Source organism: Streptomyces chiangmaiensis (assembly GCF_036281785.1).
GTDB classification, from domain to species: domain Bacteria; phylum Actinomycetota; class Actinomycetes; order Streptomycetales; family Streptomycetaceae; genus Streptomyces; species Streptomyces chiangmaiensis.
In genome coordinates this window covers 117,232-133,887 of the sequence record NZ_JAYWVC010000002.1, presented here as the reverse complement: position 1 = coordinate 133,887, position 16,656 = coordinate 117,232, and the positions used below count along the sequence as shown (strand labels likewise).

General features: G+C 70.2%; 14 protein-coding genes and 2 pseudogenes. 14 read left to right on the top strand and 2 right to left on the bottom strand.

Features of this window, described 5'->3' with window-relative positions; translation table 11 throughout:
• Positions 1–16: 16 nt before the first annotated feature.
• Together VXC91_RS01430 and VXC91_RS01425 are read right to left on the bottom strand one after the other, a co-directional pair.
• Positions 17–232: pseudogene (locus VXC91_RS01430) on the bottom strand (response regulator transcription factor); the annotation flags it as partial.
• Positions 229–1,023: pseudogene (locus tag VXC91_RS01425) on the bottom strand (ABC transporter ATP-binding protein); the annotation flags it as partial. The pseudogenes VXC91_RS01430 and VXC91_RS01425, both read right to left, overlap by 4 nt.
• A 141-nt stretch (positions 1,024–1,164) precedes the next feature.
• Here VXC91_RS01425 and VXC91_RS01420 point away from each other — a divergent pair.
• The 14 genes from VXC91_RS01420 (at position 1,165) to VXC91_RS01355 (ending at position 16,625) form a co-directional block, all read left to right on the top strand.
• Entirely contained in the window at positions 1,165–1,821 is a 657-nt protein-coding gene (locus tag VXC91_RS01420) for a vitamin K epoxide reductase family protein (protein WP_329504476.1), read from the top strand.
• A gap of 83 nt (positions 1,822–1,904) precedes the next feature.
• The gene (locus tag VXC91_RS01415) at positions 1,905–3,260 is read left to right on the top strand and encodes a replication-associated recombination protein A (protein ID WP_329504475.1); all 1,356 of its coding nucleotides are present in this window, start codon (positions 1,905–1,907) and stop codon (positions 3,258–3,260) included.
• 338 nt (positions 3,261–3,598) lie between these two features.
• Positions 3,599–4,213, top strand: a complete 615-nt coding sequence (gene rpsD, locus VXC91_RS01410) for a 30S ribosomal protein S4 (protein ID WP_329504474.1) — start codon at positions 3,599–3,601, stop codon at positions 4,211–4,213.
• 188 nt (positions 4,214–4,401) lie between these two features.
• Positions 4,402–4,857 carry a DUF948 domain-containing protein gene (locus VXC91_RS01405; RefSeq protein ID WP_329504473.1) on the top strand — a complete coding sequence of 152 codons (456 nt, stop codon included), beginning with the start codon at positions 4,402–4,404 and terminating at the stop codon, positions 4,855–4,857.
• Positions 4,858–4,864: 7 nt separating this feature from the next.
• Entirely contained in the window at positions 4,865–5,212 is a 348-nt protein-coding gene (locus VXC91_RS01400; protein WP_329504472.1) for a hypothetical protein, read from the top strand.
• Positions 5,212–7,884 carry an alanine--tRNA ligase gene (alaS, locus tag VXC91_RS01395; RefSeq protein ID WP_329504471.1) on the top strand — a complete coding sequence of 891 codons (2,673 nt, stop codon included), beginning with the start codon at positions 5,212–5,214 and terminating at the stop codon, positions 7,882–7,884. Before VXC91_RS01400 ends, alaS begins: the two co-directional genes overlap by 1 nt.
• Positions 7,885–7,898: 14 nt before the next feature.
• Positions 7,899–8,363 (top strand): Holliday junction resolvase RuvX, encoded by a 465-nt coding sequence (ruvX, locus tag VXC91_RS01390; protein ID WP_329504470.1) that lies wholly within the window; start codon positions 7,899–7,901, stop codon positions 8,361–8,363.
• A 123-nt stretch (positions 8,364–8,486) separates the two neighbouring features.
• Positions 8,487–10,352 carry an endolytic transglycosylase MltG gene (gene mltG / locus VXC91_RS01385; RefSeq protein ID WP_329504469.1) on the top strand — a complete coding sequence of 622 codons (1,866 nt, stop codon included), beginning with the start codon at positions 8,487–8,489 and terminating at the stop codon, positions 10,350–10,352.
• The gene (locus tag VXC91_RS01380) at positions 10,349–11,191 is read left to right on the top strand and encodes a shikimate dehydrogenase (RefSeq protein ID WP_329504468.1); all 843 of its coding nucleotides are present in this window, start codon (positions 10,349–10,351) and stop codon (positions 11,189–11,191) included. Before mltG ends, VXC91_RS01380 begins: the two co-directional genes overlap by 4 nt.
• A gap of 182 nt (positions 11,192–11,373) precedes the next feature.
• The gene (gene aroC / locus VXC91_RS01375) at positions 11,374–12,558 is read left to right on the top strand and encodes a chorismate synthase (protein WP_329504467.1); all 1,185 of its coding nucleotides are present in this window, start codon (positions 11,374–11,376) and stop codon (positions 12,556–12,558) included.
• The gene (locus VXC91_RS01370; protein WP_329504466.1) at positions 12,555–13,070 is read left to right on the top strand and encodes a shikimate kinase; all 516 of its coding nucleotides are present in this window, start codon (positions 12,555–12,557) and stop codon (positions 13,068–13,070) included. Before aroC ends, VXC91_RS01370 begins: the two co-directional genes overlap by 4 nt.
• On the top strand, positions 13,067–14,158 hold the full coding sequence (gene aroB / locus VXC91_RS01365) for a 3-dehydroquinate synthase (protein WP_329504465.1): 1,092 nt from the start codon (positions 13,067–13,069) through the stop codon (positions 14,156–14,158). The genes VXC91_RS01370 and aroB overlap by 4 nt, the downstream gene beginning before the upstream one ends.
• Before the next feature lie 234 nt (positions 14,159–14,392).
• Positions 14,393–15,265 (top strand): Pro-rich N-terminal domain-containing protein, encoded by an 873-nt coding sequence (locus VXC91_RS01360; protein ID WP_329504464.1) that lies wholly within the window; start codon positions 14,393–14,395, stop codon positions 15,263–15,265.
• A 253-nt stretch (positions 15,266–15,518) separates the two neighbouring features.
• Complete coding sequence (locus tag VXC91_RS01355) at positions 15,519–16,625, top strand: aminopeptidase P family protein (RefSeq protein ID WP_329504463.1); 1,107 nt, start codon at positions 15,519–15,521, stop codon at positions 16,623–16,625.
• Positions 16,626–16,656 lie beyond the last annotated feature (31 nt).

Sequence of the window (16,656 nt, the reverse complement as noted above, 5' to 3'; positions counted from 1 at the left end):
AACCCGGGGCCCTTCGTCATTGGTCCAGGAGCCCGTGGCGCATGGCGCGGGTGACGGCCGCCGTCCTGTCGTCCACGCCGAGTTTTCCGAAGATCCGCAGCAGATGGGTCTTGACCGTCGACTCCCCGATGAACAGCCGCCGCCCGATCTCGGCGTTGGTGCAGCCGTCGGCCACCAGTCGCAGCACCGCCGTCTCGCGCTCCGAAAGGCGTGGCCGCTCGGGTCTAGCAGCCCCGGGATCTCGCCGTCGAAGCGCCGGGTCAGCTCGGCGACCGTCCGGGTCGGCGTCCCGGTGCGCTCGCTGCGCCCGGTGCCGTCCGCCTCCGTCCACTCGACGGTGGCCTCGCTGCCGTACCGGTCCCGAAGCGCCGCCGGAGTGCCCTCGGCGACCACGCGGCCCCCGGCGACGACCGCCAGCCGGTGCGCCAGCGCCTCCGCCTCCTGCAGATAGCGCGTGGTGAGCAGGATCGTCGTGCCCTCGTCGGCGAGGGTGCGGATCAGGTCCCAGAACTGACGCCTGGCGGCCGGGTCGAAGCCGGTCGTCGGCTCGTCCAGGAGCAGCAGCTCCGGGTCGCCGATCACCCCGAGGGCCACGTCGAGGCGCCGGCGCTGGCCGCCGGACAGCGCCTTGATCCGGCTGTTCGTCTTCGCCTCGAGCCCCACAAGGCCGATGACGTGATCGGGGTCGCGCGGGCGCGGGTAGTAGCGGGCGAAATGCCGAACCGTCTCGCGGACCGTCAACTCCGCGGGCGCCGATTCGTCCTGCCAGACGATGCCGACTTTCGAGCGCCACGCGCGCGTGCCGTGCGCCGGGTCCGCCCCCAGCACGGACACCTCGCCCCCGTCGCGGTTGCCCTGAAGGATCTCCACGGTGGTGGTCTTGCCCGCCCCGTTGGGCCCGAGCAGGCCGAACACCTCGCCCCGCCGGATCCCGAGATCGATTCCGTCGACCGCGGTCACGTCCCCGTACTGCTTGCGCAGCCCCCGTACGTCCACCGCGAGTCCGTTCGCGTGTGTGGTCATGGCCACGAGCATCGGCCGGAACCGAACGCTCCGGGACGGCCGTGCGTACTTGCTTGTGTCCATCGAACGGTGGACACATACGCAAGTGCGGCACAATGACCACTGACCGCAGGTCCACCCTCGAGTATCGGAATCGACGTGATGAGCAAGACGACAGTGAAGGACGTCTCCACCGAGTCGACCGAGTCGGAACGCGCGGACGCGCCCGCGTCGGTGGGCGGCAGCCGTGCGTTCGCCCTGCTGCTGGTGATCACCGGTGCGGCCGGGCTGCTCGCCGCGTGGGTCATCACGATCGACAAGTTCAAGATCCTCGAGGGCAAGGTGAGCGGCAAGACGTTCACCCCCAGCTGCAGCATCAACCCGATCGTGTCCTGCGGCAGCGTCATGGAGAGCAAGCAGGCCGCGGCCTTCGGGTTCCCCAACCCGATGCTGGGGCTTGTCTGCTACGGCATCGTGATCTGCGTGGGCATGAGCCTGCTGGCCCGTGCGCGCTTCCCGCGCTGGTACTGGCTGACCTTCAACTTCGGCACGCTCTTCGGCGTCGGCTTCGTCACCTGGCTGCAGTTCGAGTCGCTGTACCGGATCAATGCGCTGTGCCTGTGGTGCTCGCTGGCCTGGGTGGCCACGATCACCATGTTCTGGTACGTGACGTCGTTCAACGTCCGCAACGACTTCCTGCCCGCCCCCCGTCCGGTGAAGAACTTCCTCGGCGAGTTCACCTGGGTCCTCCCGGTGACCCACGTCGGCATCATCGCCATGCTGATCCTGACCCGCTGGGGCAGCCAGCTCTGGGCCTGAGCCGGGACCCGGGCGGCGCCGGTCCCGGGCCGGGCCGGCTCGGGACCGGCGGCGTAGTCAGTGGTGTGACATAGGGTTTCAGCGTGGAGCCCGACCTGTTCACCGCCGCCGCAGAAGAACGCCAGGAGAAGGACCCGACAGGCAGTCCCCTGGCGGTCCGCATGCGCCCGCGCACCCTCGATGAGGTCGTGGGCCAGCAGCACCTGCTCAAGCCGGGCTCTCCGCTGCGCAGACTGGTCGGCGAGGGCAACGGCGGCCCCGCCGGACCCTCGTCGGTGATCCTCTGGGGCCCGCCCGGCACCGGCAAGACGACACTGGCCTATGTCGTCTCCAAGGCCACCAACAAACGCTTCGTGGAGCTGTCGGCGATCACCGCGGGCGTGAAGGAGGTCCGCGCGGTCATCGACGGCGCCCGACGCGCCACCGGAGGCTTCGGCAAGGAGACCGTCCTCTTCCTCGACGAGATCCACCGTTTCAGCAAGGCCCAGCAGGACTCCCTGCTTCCGGCGGTCGAGAACCGCTGGGTGACCCTCATCGCCGCGACCACCGAGAACCCGTATTTCTCGGTGATCTCCCCGCTGCTGTCCCGCTCCCTGCTGCTCACCCTCGAGCCGCTCACGGACGACGACCTGCGCGGCCTGCTGCGTCGGGCCCTGAGCGACGAGCGCGGCCTGGCGGGCGCGGTCACCCTCCCCGAGGACACCGAGGCCCATCTGCTGCGGATCGCCGGCGGCGACGCCCGACGCGCCCTGACCGCCCTGGAGGCCGCGGCCGGAGCCGCTCTCGACAAGGGCGAGGCGGAGATCGGCCTCACCACCCTGGAGGAGACCGTCGACCGCGCCGCGGTGAAGTACGACCGCGACGGCGACCAGCACTACGACGTGGCGAGCGCCCTGATCAAGTCCATCCGCGGCTCCGACGTCGACGCGGCCCTGCACTACCTGGCCCGGATGATCGAGGCCGGGGAGGACCCCCGCTTCATCGCCCGCCGCCTGATGATCTCCGCCAGCGAGGACATCGGCCTCGCCGACCCGAACGCGCTGCCGATAGCCGTCGCCGCCGCCCAGGCCGTCGCGATGATCGGCTTCCCGGAGGCCGCGCTCACCCTCAGCCACGCCACGATCGCCCTGGCCCTCGCCCCCAAGTCCAACTCGGCGACCATGGCGATCGGCGCCGCCATGGAGGACGTGCGCAAGGGACTGGTCGGCCCCGTGCCCCCGCACCTGCGCGACGGGCACTACAAGGGCGCCGCCAAGCTCGGCCACGCGCAGGGGTACGTGTATCCGCACGACCTGCCCGAGGGCATCGCCGCCCAGCAGTACGCGCCGGACGCGCTCAAGGACCGCGAGTACTACACGCCCTCCCGGCACGGCGCGGAGTCGCGGTACGCGGACGCCGTGGAGTGGACCCGCAAGCACCTGCGTCGAAAGCAGCCGTAGCCACCCTGTAGACTCCTTTACAGCGCTGAGTCCCGTGTCCGGCCCCGGTCGGCACCACCAGAGCGGGACACCCAGCCGGAACCCCACCGCCGTCAGGCACGGGGATCCAGGAGCGTCGCGCACCGTCGAACGGTGTCGCGGGCAGCCCACCACCTACGTCGGGGAGCCCCGGGGTGCAGGTCGGTGGGCCACTCGCGTGCTGCACGTATGTGCCCAGACCAGGGGAGCGGCTGCCCGGCAGGTCCCATGTGGACCCGCAGGGATTCCCCGGCTGCGGATGCGACCTCCCCTAACCCTGGTGAAGCCGATTCCACAGAGAAACACGAGGTGTTTGGTTCATGGCGAACCAGTCCCGCCCCAAGGTCAAGAAGTCGCGTGCCCTCGGCATCGCGCTGACGCCGAAGGCCGTCAAGTACTTCGAGGCCCGCCCCTACCCGCCGGGCGAGCACGGCCGTGGCCGCAAGCAGAACTCGGACTACAAGGTCCGTCTGCTGGAGAAGCAGCGTCTGCGCGCTCAGTACGACATCTCCGAGCGTCAGCTGGTGCGTGCCTACGAGCGTGCGTCCAAGGTCCAGGGCAAGACCGGTGAGGCCCTGATCGTCGAGCTGGAGCGTCGTCTCGACGCGCTGGTCCTGCGTTCGGGCATCGCCCGCACGATCTACCAGGCCCGCCAGATGGTCGTCCACGGCCACATCGAGGTCAACGGCCAGAAGGTCGACAAGCCGTCGTTCCGCGTTCGTTCCGACGACGTCGTGATGGTCCGCGAGCGCAGCCGTGACAAGACGCTCTTCCAGATCGCCCGCGAGGGCGGTTTCGCCCCTGACGGTGAGACCCCGCGCTACCTCCAGGTGAACCTCAAGGCCCTGGCGTTCCGCCTGGACCGTGAGCCGAACCGCAAGGAAGTTCCGGTGATCTGCGACGAGCAGCTCGTCGTCGAGTACTACGCCCGCTGATCACTTCTCAGTAGGCGCGGGGACTTCCCGCACATCAGCCCGCCGTCTCCCCGCCCGCACGGGCGGGCGAGCCGGCGGGCTGTCGCATTGTGCGGACGGACAGCCCCTAATCCGGTACGGACCGGCCGCCCCGGCGCGATAGGCTCGGGGGACGAGTTTTCGATGTTGAGGCACGTTCCAGGGAGCGGGTGCGCACGGTGTCCGGTGGTGAGGTGGCCGGGATCCTCGTGGCGGTCTTCTGGGCGATCCTGGTCTCCTTCCTCGCCGTCGCACTGGCGAGGCTGGCCCAGACGCTCAAGGCGACCACCAAGCTGGTGTCGGAGGTGACCGACCAGGCCGTTCCGCTGCTGGCCGACGCCTCCACCGCGGTGCGCTCCGCGCAGACCCAGATCGACCGGGTCGACGCGATCGCGTCGGACGTCCAGGAGGTCACGTCGAACGCGTCGGCGCTGTCGACGACCGTCGCGTCCACGTTCGGCGGCCCCTTGGTCAAGGTCGCGGCATTCGGCTACGGCGTACGCCGGGCGATTGCCGGCCGCCGTGAGAACGTGCCCCCCAAAGCGCCCCGGCGTACCGTGATCGTGGGCCGCACCGTCCCGTCCCCGCGACGGGGGAAGCGGAACACCCGGGAAAAGAGAGACTGACCGAGCGATGTTCCGTCGTACGTTCTGGTTCACCACGGGTGTCGCCGCCGGTGTGTGGGCCACCACCAAGGTCAACCGCAAGCTGAGGCAGCTGACGCCCGAGAGCCTGGCCGCGCAGGCGGCGAACAAGGCACTGCAGGCGGGGCACCGGGTCAAGGACCGTGCACTGGACTTCGCGTCCGACGTCCGCGCCGGCATGGCCCAGCGGGAGACGGAACTCGACGACGCACTGGGTCTGAACGCGCCCGTCGACCAACTCCCGGCACCCCGGCGGCACGCCGCCATCGAGAACCGCAACAGCCCGAAGTACATCGAGAGCCCGATGTACTCGAACAACCGGAATGAGGACCACTGATGGAGTCGGCTGAAATCCGCCGCCGCTGGTTGAGCTTCTTCGAGGAGCGCGGTCACACCGTCGTCCCTTCGGCGTCGCTCATCGCGGACGACCCGACTCTGCTGCTCGTCCCGGCCGGCATGGTGCCCTTCAAGCCCTACTTCCTGGGCGAGGTCAAGCCGCCGTTCGTGCGCGCCACCAGCGTGCAGAAGTGCGTGCGCACGCCCGACATCGAAGAGGTCGGCAAGACCACACGGCACGGCACCTTCTTCCAGATGTGCGGCAACTTCTCCTTCGGTGACTACTTCAAGGAAGGCGCCATCAAGCTCGCCTGGGAGCTGCTCACCACGCCCCAGGACAAGGGTGGTTACGGCCTCGACCCCGAGCGTCTGTGGATCACCGTCTACAAGGACGACGACGAGGCCGAGCGGATCTGGCACGAGGTCGTCGGCGTGCCCAAGGAGCGCATCCAGCGCCTGGGCATGAAGGACAACTTCTGGTCCATGGGCGTGCCCGGACCGTGCGGTCCGTGTTCCGAGATCAACTACGACCGCGGCCCCGAGTTCGGCGTCGAAGGCGGCCCCGCCGTCAACGACGAGCGGTACGTGGAGATCTGGAACCTCGTCTTCATGCAGTACGAGCGCGGCGAGGGCATCGGCAAGGAGAACTTCGAGATCCTCGGCGACCTGCCGAGCAAGAACATCGACACCGGGCTCGGCCTGGAGCGGCTCGCCATGATTCTGCAGGGCGTGCAGAACATGTATGAGATCGACACGTCGATGGCCGTGATCAAGAAGGCCACCGAGCTCACCGGTGTCGCCTATGGCCACTCGCACGCCTCGGACGTCTCGCTGCGCGTGGTCACCGACCACATGCGCACCGCCACCATGCTGATCGGCGACGGTGTCACCCCCGGCAACGAGGGCCGTGGCTACGTCCTGCGCCGCATCATGCGCCGCGCCATCCGCAACATGCGTCTGCTCGGCGCCACCGGCCCGGTGGTCAAGGACCTGATCAACACCGTGATCGGGACGATGAGCCAGCAGTACCCCGAGCTCATGAGCGAGCGCGAGCGCATCGAGAAGGTCGCCCTCGCCGAGGAGAACGCCTTCCTCAAGACGCTGAAGGCGGGCACCAACATCCTCGACTCCGCCGTGACCGAGACCAAGGCCACCGGTGGCACGGTCCTGTCCGGCGACAAGGCCTTCCTGCTCCACGACACCTGGGGCTTCCCGATCGACCTCACCCTCGAGATGGCCGCCGAGCAGGGCCTGAGCGTCGACGAGGACGGCTTCCGCCGCCTGATGAAGGAGCAGCGGGAGCGGGCCAAGGCCGACGCCCAGGCCAAGAAGACCGGCCACGCCGACCTCGGCGCCTACCGCGAGATCGCCGACAGCTCCGGCGAGACCGACTTCATCGGCTACTCCGACGTCGAGGGCGAGTCCACGATCGTCGGCATCCTCGTCGACGGCGTCTCCTCCCCGGCCGCCACGGAGGGCGACGAGGTCGAGATCGTCCTCGACCGCACCCCCTTCTACGCCGAGGGCGGTGGCCAGATCGGCGACACCGGCCGTATCAAGGCGGACTCCGGTGCCGTGATCGAGGTCCGTGACACGCAGAAGCCGGTCCCGGGCGTCTACGTCCACAAGGGCATCGTCCAGGTCGGTGAGGTCACGGTCGGCGCCAAGACCCACGCCTTGATCGACACCCGCCGCCGCAAGGCCATCGCCCGTGCCCACTCGGCCACGCACCTGACCCACCAGGCTCTGCGCGACGCCCTCGGGCCGACGGCCGCTCAGGCCGGTTCCGAGAACCAGCCGGGCCGCTTCCGCTTCGACTTCGGCTCCCCGTCGGCCGTTCCGACAGCCGTGATGACCGATGTCGAGCAGAAGATCAATGAGGTGCTCGCCCGCGACCTGGACGTCCAGGCGGAGATCATGGGCATCGACGAGGCCAAGAAGCAGGGCGCCATCGCCGAGTTCGGCGAGAAGTACGGCGAGCGTGTGCGCGTCGTCACCATCGGCGACTTCTCGAAGGAGCTGTGCGGCGGTACGCATGTGCACAACACCGCCCAGCTGGGTCTGGTCAAGCTGCTCGGCGAGTCCTCGATCGGCTCCGGCGTGCGCCGTATCGAGGCCCTGGTCGGCGTCGACGCCTACAGCTTCCTCGCCCGCGAGCACACGGTCGTCAACCAGCTGACCGACTTGCTCAAGGGCCGCCCGGAGGAACTGCCCGAGAAGGTCTCCAGCATGCTCGGCAAGCTGAAGGACGCCGAGAAGGAGATCGAGAAGTTCCGCGCCGAGAAGGTGCTGCAGGCCGCCGCCGGGCTCGCCGAGTCCGCCAAGGACGTGCGCGGCATCGCCCTGGTCACCGGCCAGGTCCCGGACGGCACCACGCCCGACGACCTGCGCAGGCTGGTCCTCGACGTGCGGGGCCGGATCCAGGGCGGACGGCCCGCTGTGGTCGCCCTGTTCACCGTGAACAACGGCAAGCCGTTCACGGTCATCGCCACCAACGACGCCGCCCGCGAGCGCGGTCTCAAGGCCGGTGACCTGGTCCGCACAGCCGCCAAGACTCTTGGTGGCGGCGGTGGCGGCAAGCCGGACGTCGCCCAGGGCGGCGGCCAGAACCCGGCCGCCGTCGGCGAGGCCGTCGAGGCCGTCGAACGCCTGGTCGCCGAGACGGCCAAGTAGGAACCGGCACCGGCATGAGAAGAGGACGCCGACTCGCGATCGACGTCGGTGACGCCCGTATCGGGGTCGCCTCGTGCGACCCCGACGGGATCCTGGCCACTCCCGTGGAGACGGTTCCCGGTCGGGACGTCCCGGCGGCCCAGCGTCGGCTGAAGCAACTGGTCGAGGAGTACGAGCCGATCGAAGTCGTCGTCGGCCTCCCTCGTTCCCTGCGGGGAGGCGAGGGCCCGGCCGCGGTGAAGGCGCGGGGCTTCGCACAAGAACTGGCAGGTTTGATCGCGCCCGTTCCGGTCAGGCTCGTGGATGAGCGGATGACCACGGTGACTGCTGGTCAGGGACTGCGTGCCTCGGGCGTGAAGTCCAAGAAGGGCCGGTCCGTGATCGACCAGGTGGCAGCTGTCATCATCCTCCAGCAGGCGCTGGAATCCGAACGAGTGTCAGGTAAAGCACCCGGCGAGGCCGTCGAAGTGGTCATCTGATCGCGATACGGTAACGTTCCGCGCGATGCGATGGTGTTCGAACAGCCACCGCACCGCAAAGGGGCGGAGCGGAAGCCGGGCCACAGGCACCTGCGACCGCTGCTTCGAGGCTCTAGGGGATCGATGACTGAGTATGGCCGGGGCCAAGGCTCCACACCGTGGCATCCGGAGGACCCGTTGTACGGGGACGGCGGATGGGGAGGGCAGCAGGGCCAGTCGGCCCAGTCCCCCCACGGCGGCCAGCCGCAGCACCATCCGGAGCAGCCGCAGCAGCACTACGGTGACTGGGGTGGCGCCCCGCAGGCCGCGTACGGTCAGGGGCAGCAGGGCTACCAGCAGTACCCGGGGCAGCCGCAGCACGGTCAACAGCCGGGGCAGCAGCAGGGCCGGCAGCCGTATCAGCAGCCGGGGCAGCCGCAGCACGGTCAACAGCCGTATCAGCAGCCGGGGCAGCCGCAGCACGGTCAGCAGTACCCAGGGCAGCAGCCGTATCAGCAGCCGGGACAGCCGCAGCACGGTCAACAGCCGTATCAGCAGCCGGGACAGCCGCAGCACGGTCAGCAGTACCCGGGGCAGCCGCAGCAGGGGTACGGGAGCGCCGGCTGGAACAACAGCGGTCAGTCAGGTGTTCGCTACCCGGCCCAACCGGCGGCCCCGTACGGCGCCGAGTCCGGTGCATATGGTGCCGAGCGTCCCGACACCTACCAGACACCCGACGCGTATCCGCCGCCCGAGCCGCCGAAGCGGCGGCGGGCCGAGCCGGAGCCCGAGACCGACTGGGATCCAGGGCCCGACCAGGGTGAGCACGCCTTCTTCGCGGGCAAGGACGACGATGACGACGTCGACGACGAGGCGGGCGACGGCCGCGGCCGGAAGGGGCGCGGCAACAAGGGGCAGGGCAAGAAGCGCCGCAGCGGTTGCGCCTGCCTGGCGGTCGTGCTGGTCCTCGGTGGCGGCGTCGGCGCTGTCGGATATGTCGGATACCAGTTCTACCAAAGCCATTTCGGCGCGGCGCCCGACTACACGGGCGAAGGCAACGGCGAGCAGGTCACGGTCACCATCCCGCAGGGCTCGAGCGGTTCCGTCATCGGGCAGATGCTGAAGAAGGCGGGTGTGGTCAAGAGCGTCGACGCGTTCGTGGCCGCGCAGGAGCAGAACCCCAAGGGCAAGAGCATCCAGGCGGGCACGTACACACTGAACAAGCAGATGTCCGCGGCCGCGGCCGTCCGGTTGATGCTCAGCCCCAAGAGCAAGAACAACCTGATCATTGCCGAGGGTTGGCGCAACACGAAGATCTACGCGGCGATCGACGAGCGTCTGAAACTCAAGGCGGGCACCACCCAGGGCATCGCCAAGAAGGAGTGGAAGAGCTTCGGCCTTCCCGACTGGGCCAACACCGACAAGGACATCAAGGATCCGCTGGAAGGATTCCTCTACCCGTCCAGCTATCCGGTCGCCAAGGGCATGAAGCCCGAGGACGTCCTGAAGCAGATGGTCGACATGGCCAAGGAGAAGTACGCCCAACTCGGCATCCAGGCCAAGGCCAAGAGCCTCGATCTGGAGAATCCCCTGCAGGTGCTCACGGTCGCGAGCCTCGTCCAGGCCGAGGGCAAGTACAAGCACGACTTCGAGAAGGTCGCGACGGTCGTCTACAACCGGCTCAAGCCGGGCAACACCGAGACCTACGGACTGCTCGACTTCGACTCCACGGTCAACTACCTGCGCGGTCAGTCCAAGCTCGACACCGGCTCCGTCGATGCGCTGCGGCAGATCGACGACCCATACAACACCTACAAGATCAAGGGGCTGCCGCCCGGACCGATCGACAACCCCGGCGACGTGGCAATCAAGGCCGCCCTCAGCCCGGCGAAGGGGAACTGGTACTACTTCGTCTCGATCAGCGAGAACAAGACCCTCTTCGCCGAGACGAACGAAGAGCAGAACCGCAACCGCGAGAAGTACCTCCAAAACCAGAAGACGGGTCAATGACGGGCACCGTCGGCAAGCGCCGCGCCGCCGTCGTCGGCTCCCCGATCGCCCACTCCCTCTCCCCGGTGCTGCACCGCGCCGCGTACCAGGAGCTCGGGCTGGAGGGCTGGTCGTACGACCGGTTCGAGGTCGACGAGGAGGCGCTGCCCGGGTTCGTCGAGGGGCTCGGCCCCGAGTGGGCGGGACTGTCGCTGACCATGCCGCTCAAGCGGGCCGTCATCCCGCTGCTCGACTCGATCAGCGACACCGCCGCCTCGGTGGAGGCGGTGAACACCGTCGTCTTGACCGAGGACGGACGGCGCCTCGGGGACAACACCGACATCCCGGGGATGGTTGCCGCGCTGCGCGAGGAGGGCATCGAGCAGGTGGACTCCGCCGCGATCCTCGGCGCCGGTGCGACCGCCTCCTCCGCGGTGGCGGCGCTGGCCCGGATCTGCACCGGCGAGGTCGTCGCCTACGTCCGCAGCGAGGCGCGGGCCGCCGAGATGCGCCAGTGGGGCGAGCGGCTCGAGGTCGATGTCCGTACCGCCGACTGGTCGCAGGCCGACCGGGCGCTGCGCGCACCGCTGGTCGTGGCCACCACACCGGCCGGGACGACGGACGCGCTGGCCGCGGCCGTCCCCGAACGCCCCACGACCCTGTTCGACGTGCTGTACGACCCCTGGCCCACCGCACTCGCGGCGCGCTGGTCGATGTACGGCGGCGCCGTCGTCAGCGGTCTGGACCTGCTGGTGCACCAGGCCGTGCTCCAGGTCGAGCAGATGACGGGCCGTGGCCCGGCCCCCGCGGACGCCATGCGCACGGCGGGGGAGCATGCCCTGGCGGCCCGCCGCCCGTGACGGGAGGCGGGCCTCTGCCGCGCCCGCTCACGTCCGGGTGATGGACCTGCGACGGTTCCCTTCGCCGGACGTGGGAGGATCGGAGGTGGCCGGCCGGGGCCGCGCACTCGGTCGTGCCGTCGCCGTACGCGAGGACGCGCGTACGCAGGGCAGTACCAGGGCGCGAGCACTGAGGAGCACCGTTGAGCAGGTTGCGCTGGCTGACCGCGGGGGAGTCCCACGGTCCCGCACTTGTCGCGACGCTGGAGGGTCTTCCCGCCGGCGTGCCGATCACCACGGACATGGTGGCGGACCACCTGGCACGGCGGCGGCTCGGCTATGGGCGCGGTGCCCGGATGAAGTTCGAGCGGGACGAGGTCACCTTTCTGGGCGGGGTGCGGCACGGTCTCACCCTGGGCTCCCCAGTGGCGATCATGGTCGGCAATACCGAGTGGCCCAAGTGGGAGCAGGTGATGGCGGCCGATCCGGTGGACCCGGAGGAGCTGGCCGGGCTGGCGCGAAACGCCCCGCTGACCCGGCCGCGCCCCGGACACGCCGACCTGGCGGGCATGCAGAAGTACGGGTTCAACGAGGCGCGGCCGATCCTGGAGCGTGCGTCGGCCCGGGAGACCGCGGCCCGCGTGGCCCTGGGCGCGGTGGCGCGGTCGTACCTGAAGGAGACCGCGGGCATCGAGATCGTCTCGCACGTCGTCGAGCTCGCCTTGGCGAAGGCGCCCTACGGTGTCTACCCGACCCCCGAGGACGTGGACCGGCTGGACGCCGACCCGGTGCGCTGCCTCGACCAGGACGCGTCGAAGGCGATGGTCGCGGAGATCGACCAGGCGCGCGAGGACGGCGACACCCTCGGTGGTGTGGTGGAGGTCCTGGCCTACGGGGTCCCGGTCGGTCTGGGCTCGCATGTGCACTGGGACCGGCGGCTGGACTCGCGGCTGGCGGCGGCGCTCATGGGCATCCAGGCGATCAAGGGTGTGGAGGTGGGTGACGGCTTCGAGCTGGCGCGGGTGCCCGGTTCGAAGGCCCACGACGAGATCCTCACCGGCCCCGAAGGCATCAAGCGCGCCACGGGTCGCTCCGGCGGCACCGAGGGTGGTCTGTCCACGGGCGAACTGCTGCGAGTACGGGCCGCGATGAAGCCGATCGCGACTGTGCCGCGTGCGCTGAGGACCGTGGACGTGTCCACGGGCGAGCCGGCGCACGCGCATCACCAGCGTTCCGATGTCTGCGCGGTCCCGGCGGCCGGCATCGTCGCGGAGGCGATGGTGGCGCTCGTCCTGGCGGACGCGGTGGCGGAGAAGTTCGGCGGCGACAGCGTGGCCGAGACCCACCGTAACGTCCGGTCCTACCTCGAGAGTCTGGCGATCCGGTGAGCGCACCATTGGTGGTCCTGGTCGGCCCCATGGGCGTGGGCAAGTCCACGGTCGGGCGGTTGCTGGCGGAGCGGCTCGGCGTGGGCTACCGGGACACGGACGACGACATCGTCGCCGAGCAGGGTCGTTCCATCGCCGACATCTTCGTGGACGAGGGGGAGCCGGCCTTCCGTGCCCTGGAGAAGCGTGCGGTGCACAGGGCGCTGGCCCAGCACGAGGGAATCCTCGCCCTCGGGGGCGGTGCCATCCTCGACGAGGAGACGCGTGCCCTGCTGGGCGGACACCGGGTCGTCTACCTGTCGATGGACGTCGAGGAGGCGGTCAAGAGGACCGGCCTGAACGTGGCCCGCCCGCTGCTCGCGGTCAACCCGCGCCGTCAGTGGCGCGAACTGATGGAGGCCCGCCGCCACCTGTACGAGGAGGTCGCGACGGCCGTGGTGGCCACCGATGGCCGCAGCCCCGAAGAGGTCGGTCAAGCCGCCCTGGACGCACTGGAGTTGAAGGAAGCATGAGCGAGGCAGTGACGCGCATCCAGGTTGGCGGCACCGCGGGGTCGGAGCCGTACGAGGTGCTGGTCGGCCGTCAGCTCCTCGGGGAACTCGCCGGGCTGATCGGCGACAGGGCCAAGAGAGTCGCGGTGATCCACCCGGAGGCGCTGGACGAGACGGGCGAGGCGCTGCGCGCCGACCTCGCCGAGCAGGGCTTCGAGGCGATCGCCATCCAGATTCCCAACGCCGAGGAGTCGAAGACCGCCGAGGTTGCCGCCTACTGCTGGAAGGCGCTCGGCCAGTCGGGCTTCACCCGCACCGACGTCATCGTCGGCGTGGGCGGCGGCGCGACCACCGACCTGGCCGGGTTCGTGGCCGCGACCTGGCTGCGCGGGGTGCGCTGGATCGCCGTCCCGACCACCGTGCTGGCCATGGTGGACGCTGCGGTCGGCGGCAAGACCGGCATCAACACCGCCGAGGGCAAGAACCTGGTGGGCGCCTTCCATCCGCCCGCGGGCGTGCTGTGCGACCTGGCCGCGCTGGACTCCCTCCCGGTCAACGACTACGTCTCCGGGCTCGCCGAGGTCATCAAGGCCGGTTTCATCGCCGACCCGGTCATCCTGGAGCTGATCGAACAGGACCCACAAGCCGCCCGGACTCCGGCAGGCCCGCACACCGCGGAGCTGATCGAGCGCTCGATCAAGGTCAAGGCCGAGGTGGTCTCGTCGGACCTGAGGGAGTCGGGCCTGCGTGAGATCCTCAACTACGGGCACACGCTCGGCCACGCGATCGAGAAGAACGAGCGGTACAAGTGGCGCCACGGAGCCGCCGTCGCCGTGGGCATGCACTTCGCCGCCGAACTCGGCCGCCTGGCGGGCCGGTTGGACGACGCGACCGCCGACCGTCACCGTACGGTCCTCGAGGCCGTCGGGCTCCCGCTGCACTACCGCTACGACCAGTGGCCCAAGCTTCTGGAGACCATGAAGGTCGACAAGAAGTCCCGCGGCGATCTGCTCCGCTTCATCGTCCTGGACGGGTTGGCCAAGCCCACCGTGCTGGAGGGCCCGGACCCGGCGGTTCTGCTCGCCGCCTTCGGTGAAGTGGGGCAGTAGCCCTCCCGGGGTCCGTCCGGCGGGCGACTCGTTCCCCTCGGTGCGGTTGACCCGATTTGCCTGCGACGACGGGCACTTCGGGCGGTCCCCGGCCGTTCACACAACGGCGGCCGGGGACGGTACCGTTCGGTAGGGAGCGGGGTGTCGGGCCCCGCTGCCGGCGACCATCGCCTGAGCGGCGAGCGAGCCGGAGGCGAACCGAGCCCCGAAGAAGACGAGACGGAGTGGCACCGGATGCAGCACGCAGTGGGAGCTCCGCTGCCGCCGCCCCACCAGCCGGGGCAGGGTCCGGCGACCGCCTGGGCACCGGCCGCACACCACCCGGGACAGCCGGTCGGCCACCCGGGACCCGCCCCGCAGGCCCCGCCCGCGTCCGCGCCGGGTTTCGCGGGAGCGCCCGCGCCCCCCGGGGCACCGCCCGCCCACGTCCCGCCGCCCCATCCGACCGTGCCTCCGGCGCCGGACACGACGGGACATGTGCAACTGCCGCCCGGCGGCCCGGTCGGGATACCGAGCGCCCCGCCGGCCAGCGGGGCGCCCGACCCCTCGTCCACCACACTCGCCGTGTTGCTCATCGGCCCGGCGGGCGCGGGCAAAACAAGTGTCGCAAAGTACTGGGCCGACCACCGTCGGGTGCCCACGGCTCACATCAGCCTCGACGACGTGCGCGAATGGGTGCGCTCGGGCTTTGCCGACCCGCAGTCGGGGTGGAACGACAACTCGGAGGCGCAGTATCGTCTCGCCCGTCGTACCTGCGGCTTCGCGGCCCGCAACTTCCTGGCCAACGGCATCTCGTGCATCCTCGACGATGCTGTCTTCCCGGACCGTCCGGTCGTCGGTCTCGGCGGCTGGAAGCGGCACGTGGGCCCTGGTCTGCTGCCGGTCGTCCTCCTGCCCGGTCTGGAGGTGGTCCTGGAGCGCAACGCGGAGCGCACCGGCAACCGCCGTCTCACGGACGAGGAGGTCGCCCGCATCCACGGGCGTATGGCCGGGTGGTTCGGCTCCGGGCTGCCGATCATCGACAACTCTCAGCTCGACGTGCCGGGCACGGCCAGGGTTCTGGACGAGGTACTGGCCCGCTCGATCGCGAGCCCACCGGCATGGTGAGCCCCGCAGGTTCCGTATGAGCTGCGGGCGGGTGCCCCGGCGGCCCTGATGGGCTTCGGGCTGTCTCCCTCCTCCCGGACGCGGCGGCGGGGAGTGACCGCGGGCTCGCGGACGCGTCGCGTCCGGGCGTCCCGTCGGTTCCCGATCGGCCTTGGTGGGGGCCCGCCACGTCCGGGTCTCCGTCGGACGGCCCCTGCCGCCCGTCCGGACCTCTGGACCGGCGACATCCAGCCGACGCTCGTAAGCTCGGGTCATGTCAGAGGTGTACGCGGCCCGCCGGGAGCGGCTGCGGGAACGCTGCAGCGCGGGTGGCAGCGCGACCGCGCTGATCTCCCGCCCTGCCAACGTCCGCTATCTCTCGGGCGCCGCGCCAGAGGGCGCCGTCCTGCTGCTGGGCATCGACCAGGACGTGCTGGTGTGCACCGCGCCGCTGGACGACCAGCACGCCGACGGACGGCCTGACGACGCGGTACGGGTGCACGCGCTGTCGGGGCCTGCCGGTGACGCGGCCGTCGCCGCGGCCGGCCTGGCCGCCGCCCAGGGCGCGGAGTCCCTCGCGGTCGAGGAGCACCATCTGACTGTCGCCCGGCACCGGGCCCTGTGCTCCGTCGCCCCCCGGCTGCGGCTCGGCGACCTCGGCGGCGCCGTCGAGCAGCTGCGGGTCGTCAAGGACGAGGAGGAGATCGCCCTCCTCAGGATCGGGGCGGAGATCGTCGATCAGGCCTTGAGCGAGCTACTGGAGTCGATCCTGGTGGGCCGTACCGAGCGCCACCTCGCCCTGGAGCTGGAGCGCCGCCTCGTCGACCACGGCGCCGACGGACCCGCCTTCACCACCTCCGTCGCCGCCGGCCCCAACTCCGGCCGCCGTGGTCACCGCCCCACGGACCGGCGTGTGGAGGAGGGGGACTTCCTCTCCGTGTGCCTCGGGGCCACCTACCGCGGCTACCGCTGCGAGATCGGCCGTACGTTCGTCATCGGCACCTCGCCGGCCGACTGGCAGATCGAGCTGTATGATCTGGTGTTCGCAGCCCAGCGAGCCGGACGGCAGGCGCTGGCGCCCGGAGCCGCCTACCGGGACGTGGACCGCGCCGCGCGCCAGGTGCTGGACTACGCCGGGTACGGCAGCGGCCTTTCCGCGCTGACGGGGCACGGCGTGGGGCTCGAAATCGACGAGGACCCGCAGTTGGCTCCCGCGGCCATGGGTAAACTGGACGCTTGCGTGCCGGTCACCGTCGAACCGGGGGTCCACCTCCCCGGCCGGGGTGGTGTCCGGATCGATGACACGCTCGTCGTACGCTCCGAGGCGGACGGCGGACCCGAGCTACTCACCATAACGACCAAGGAGCTGCTCGCGCTCTAGCGCGCGCCCCGGGGTCGTACGTCAGTCCAGG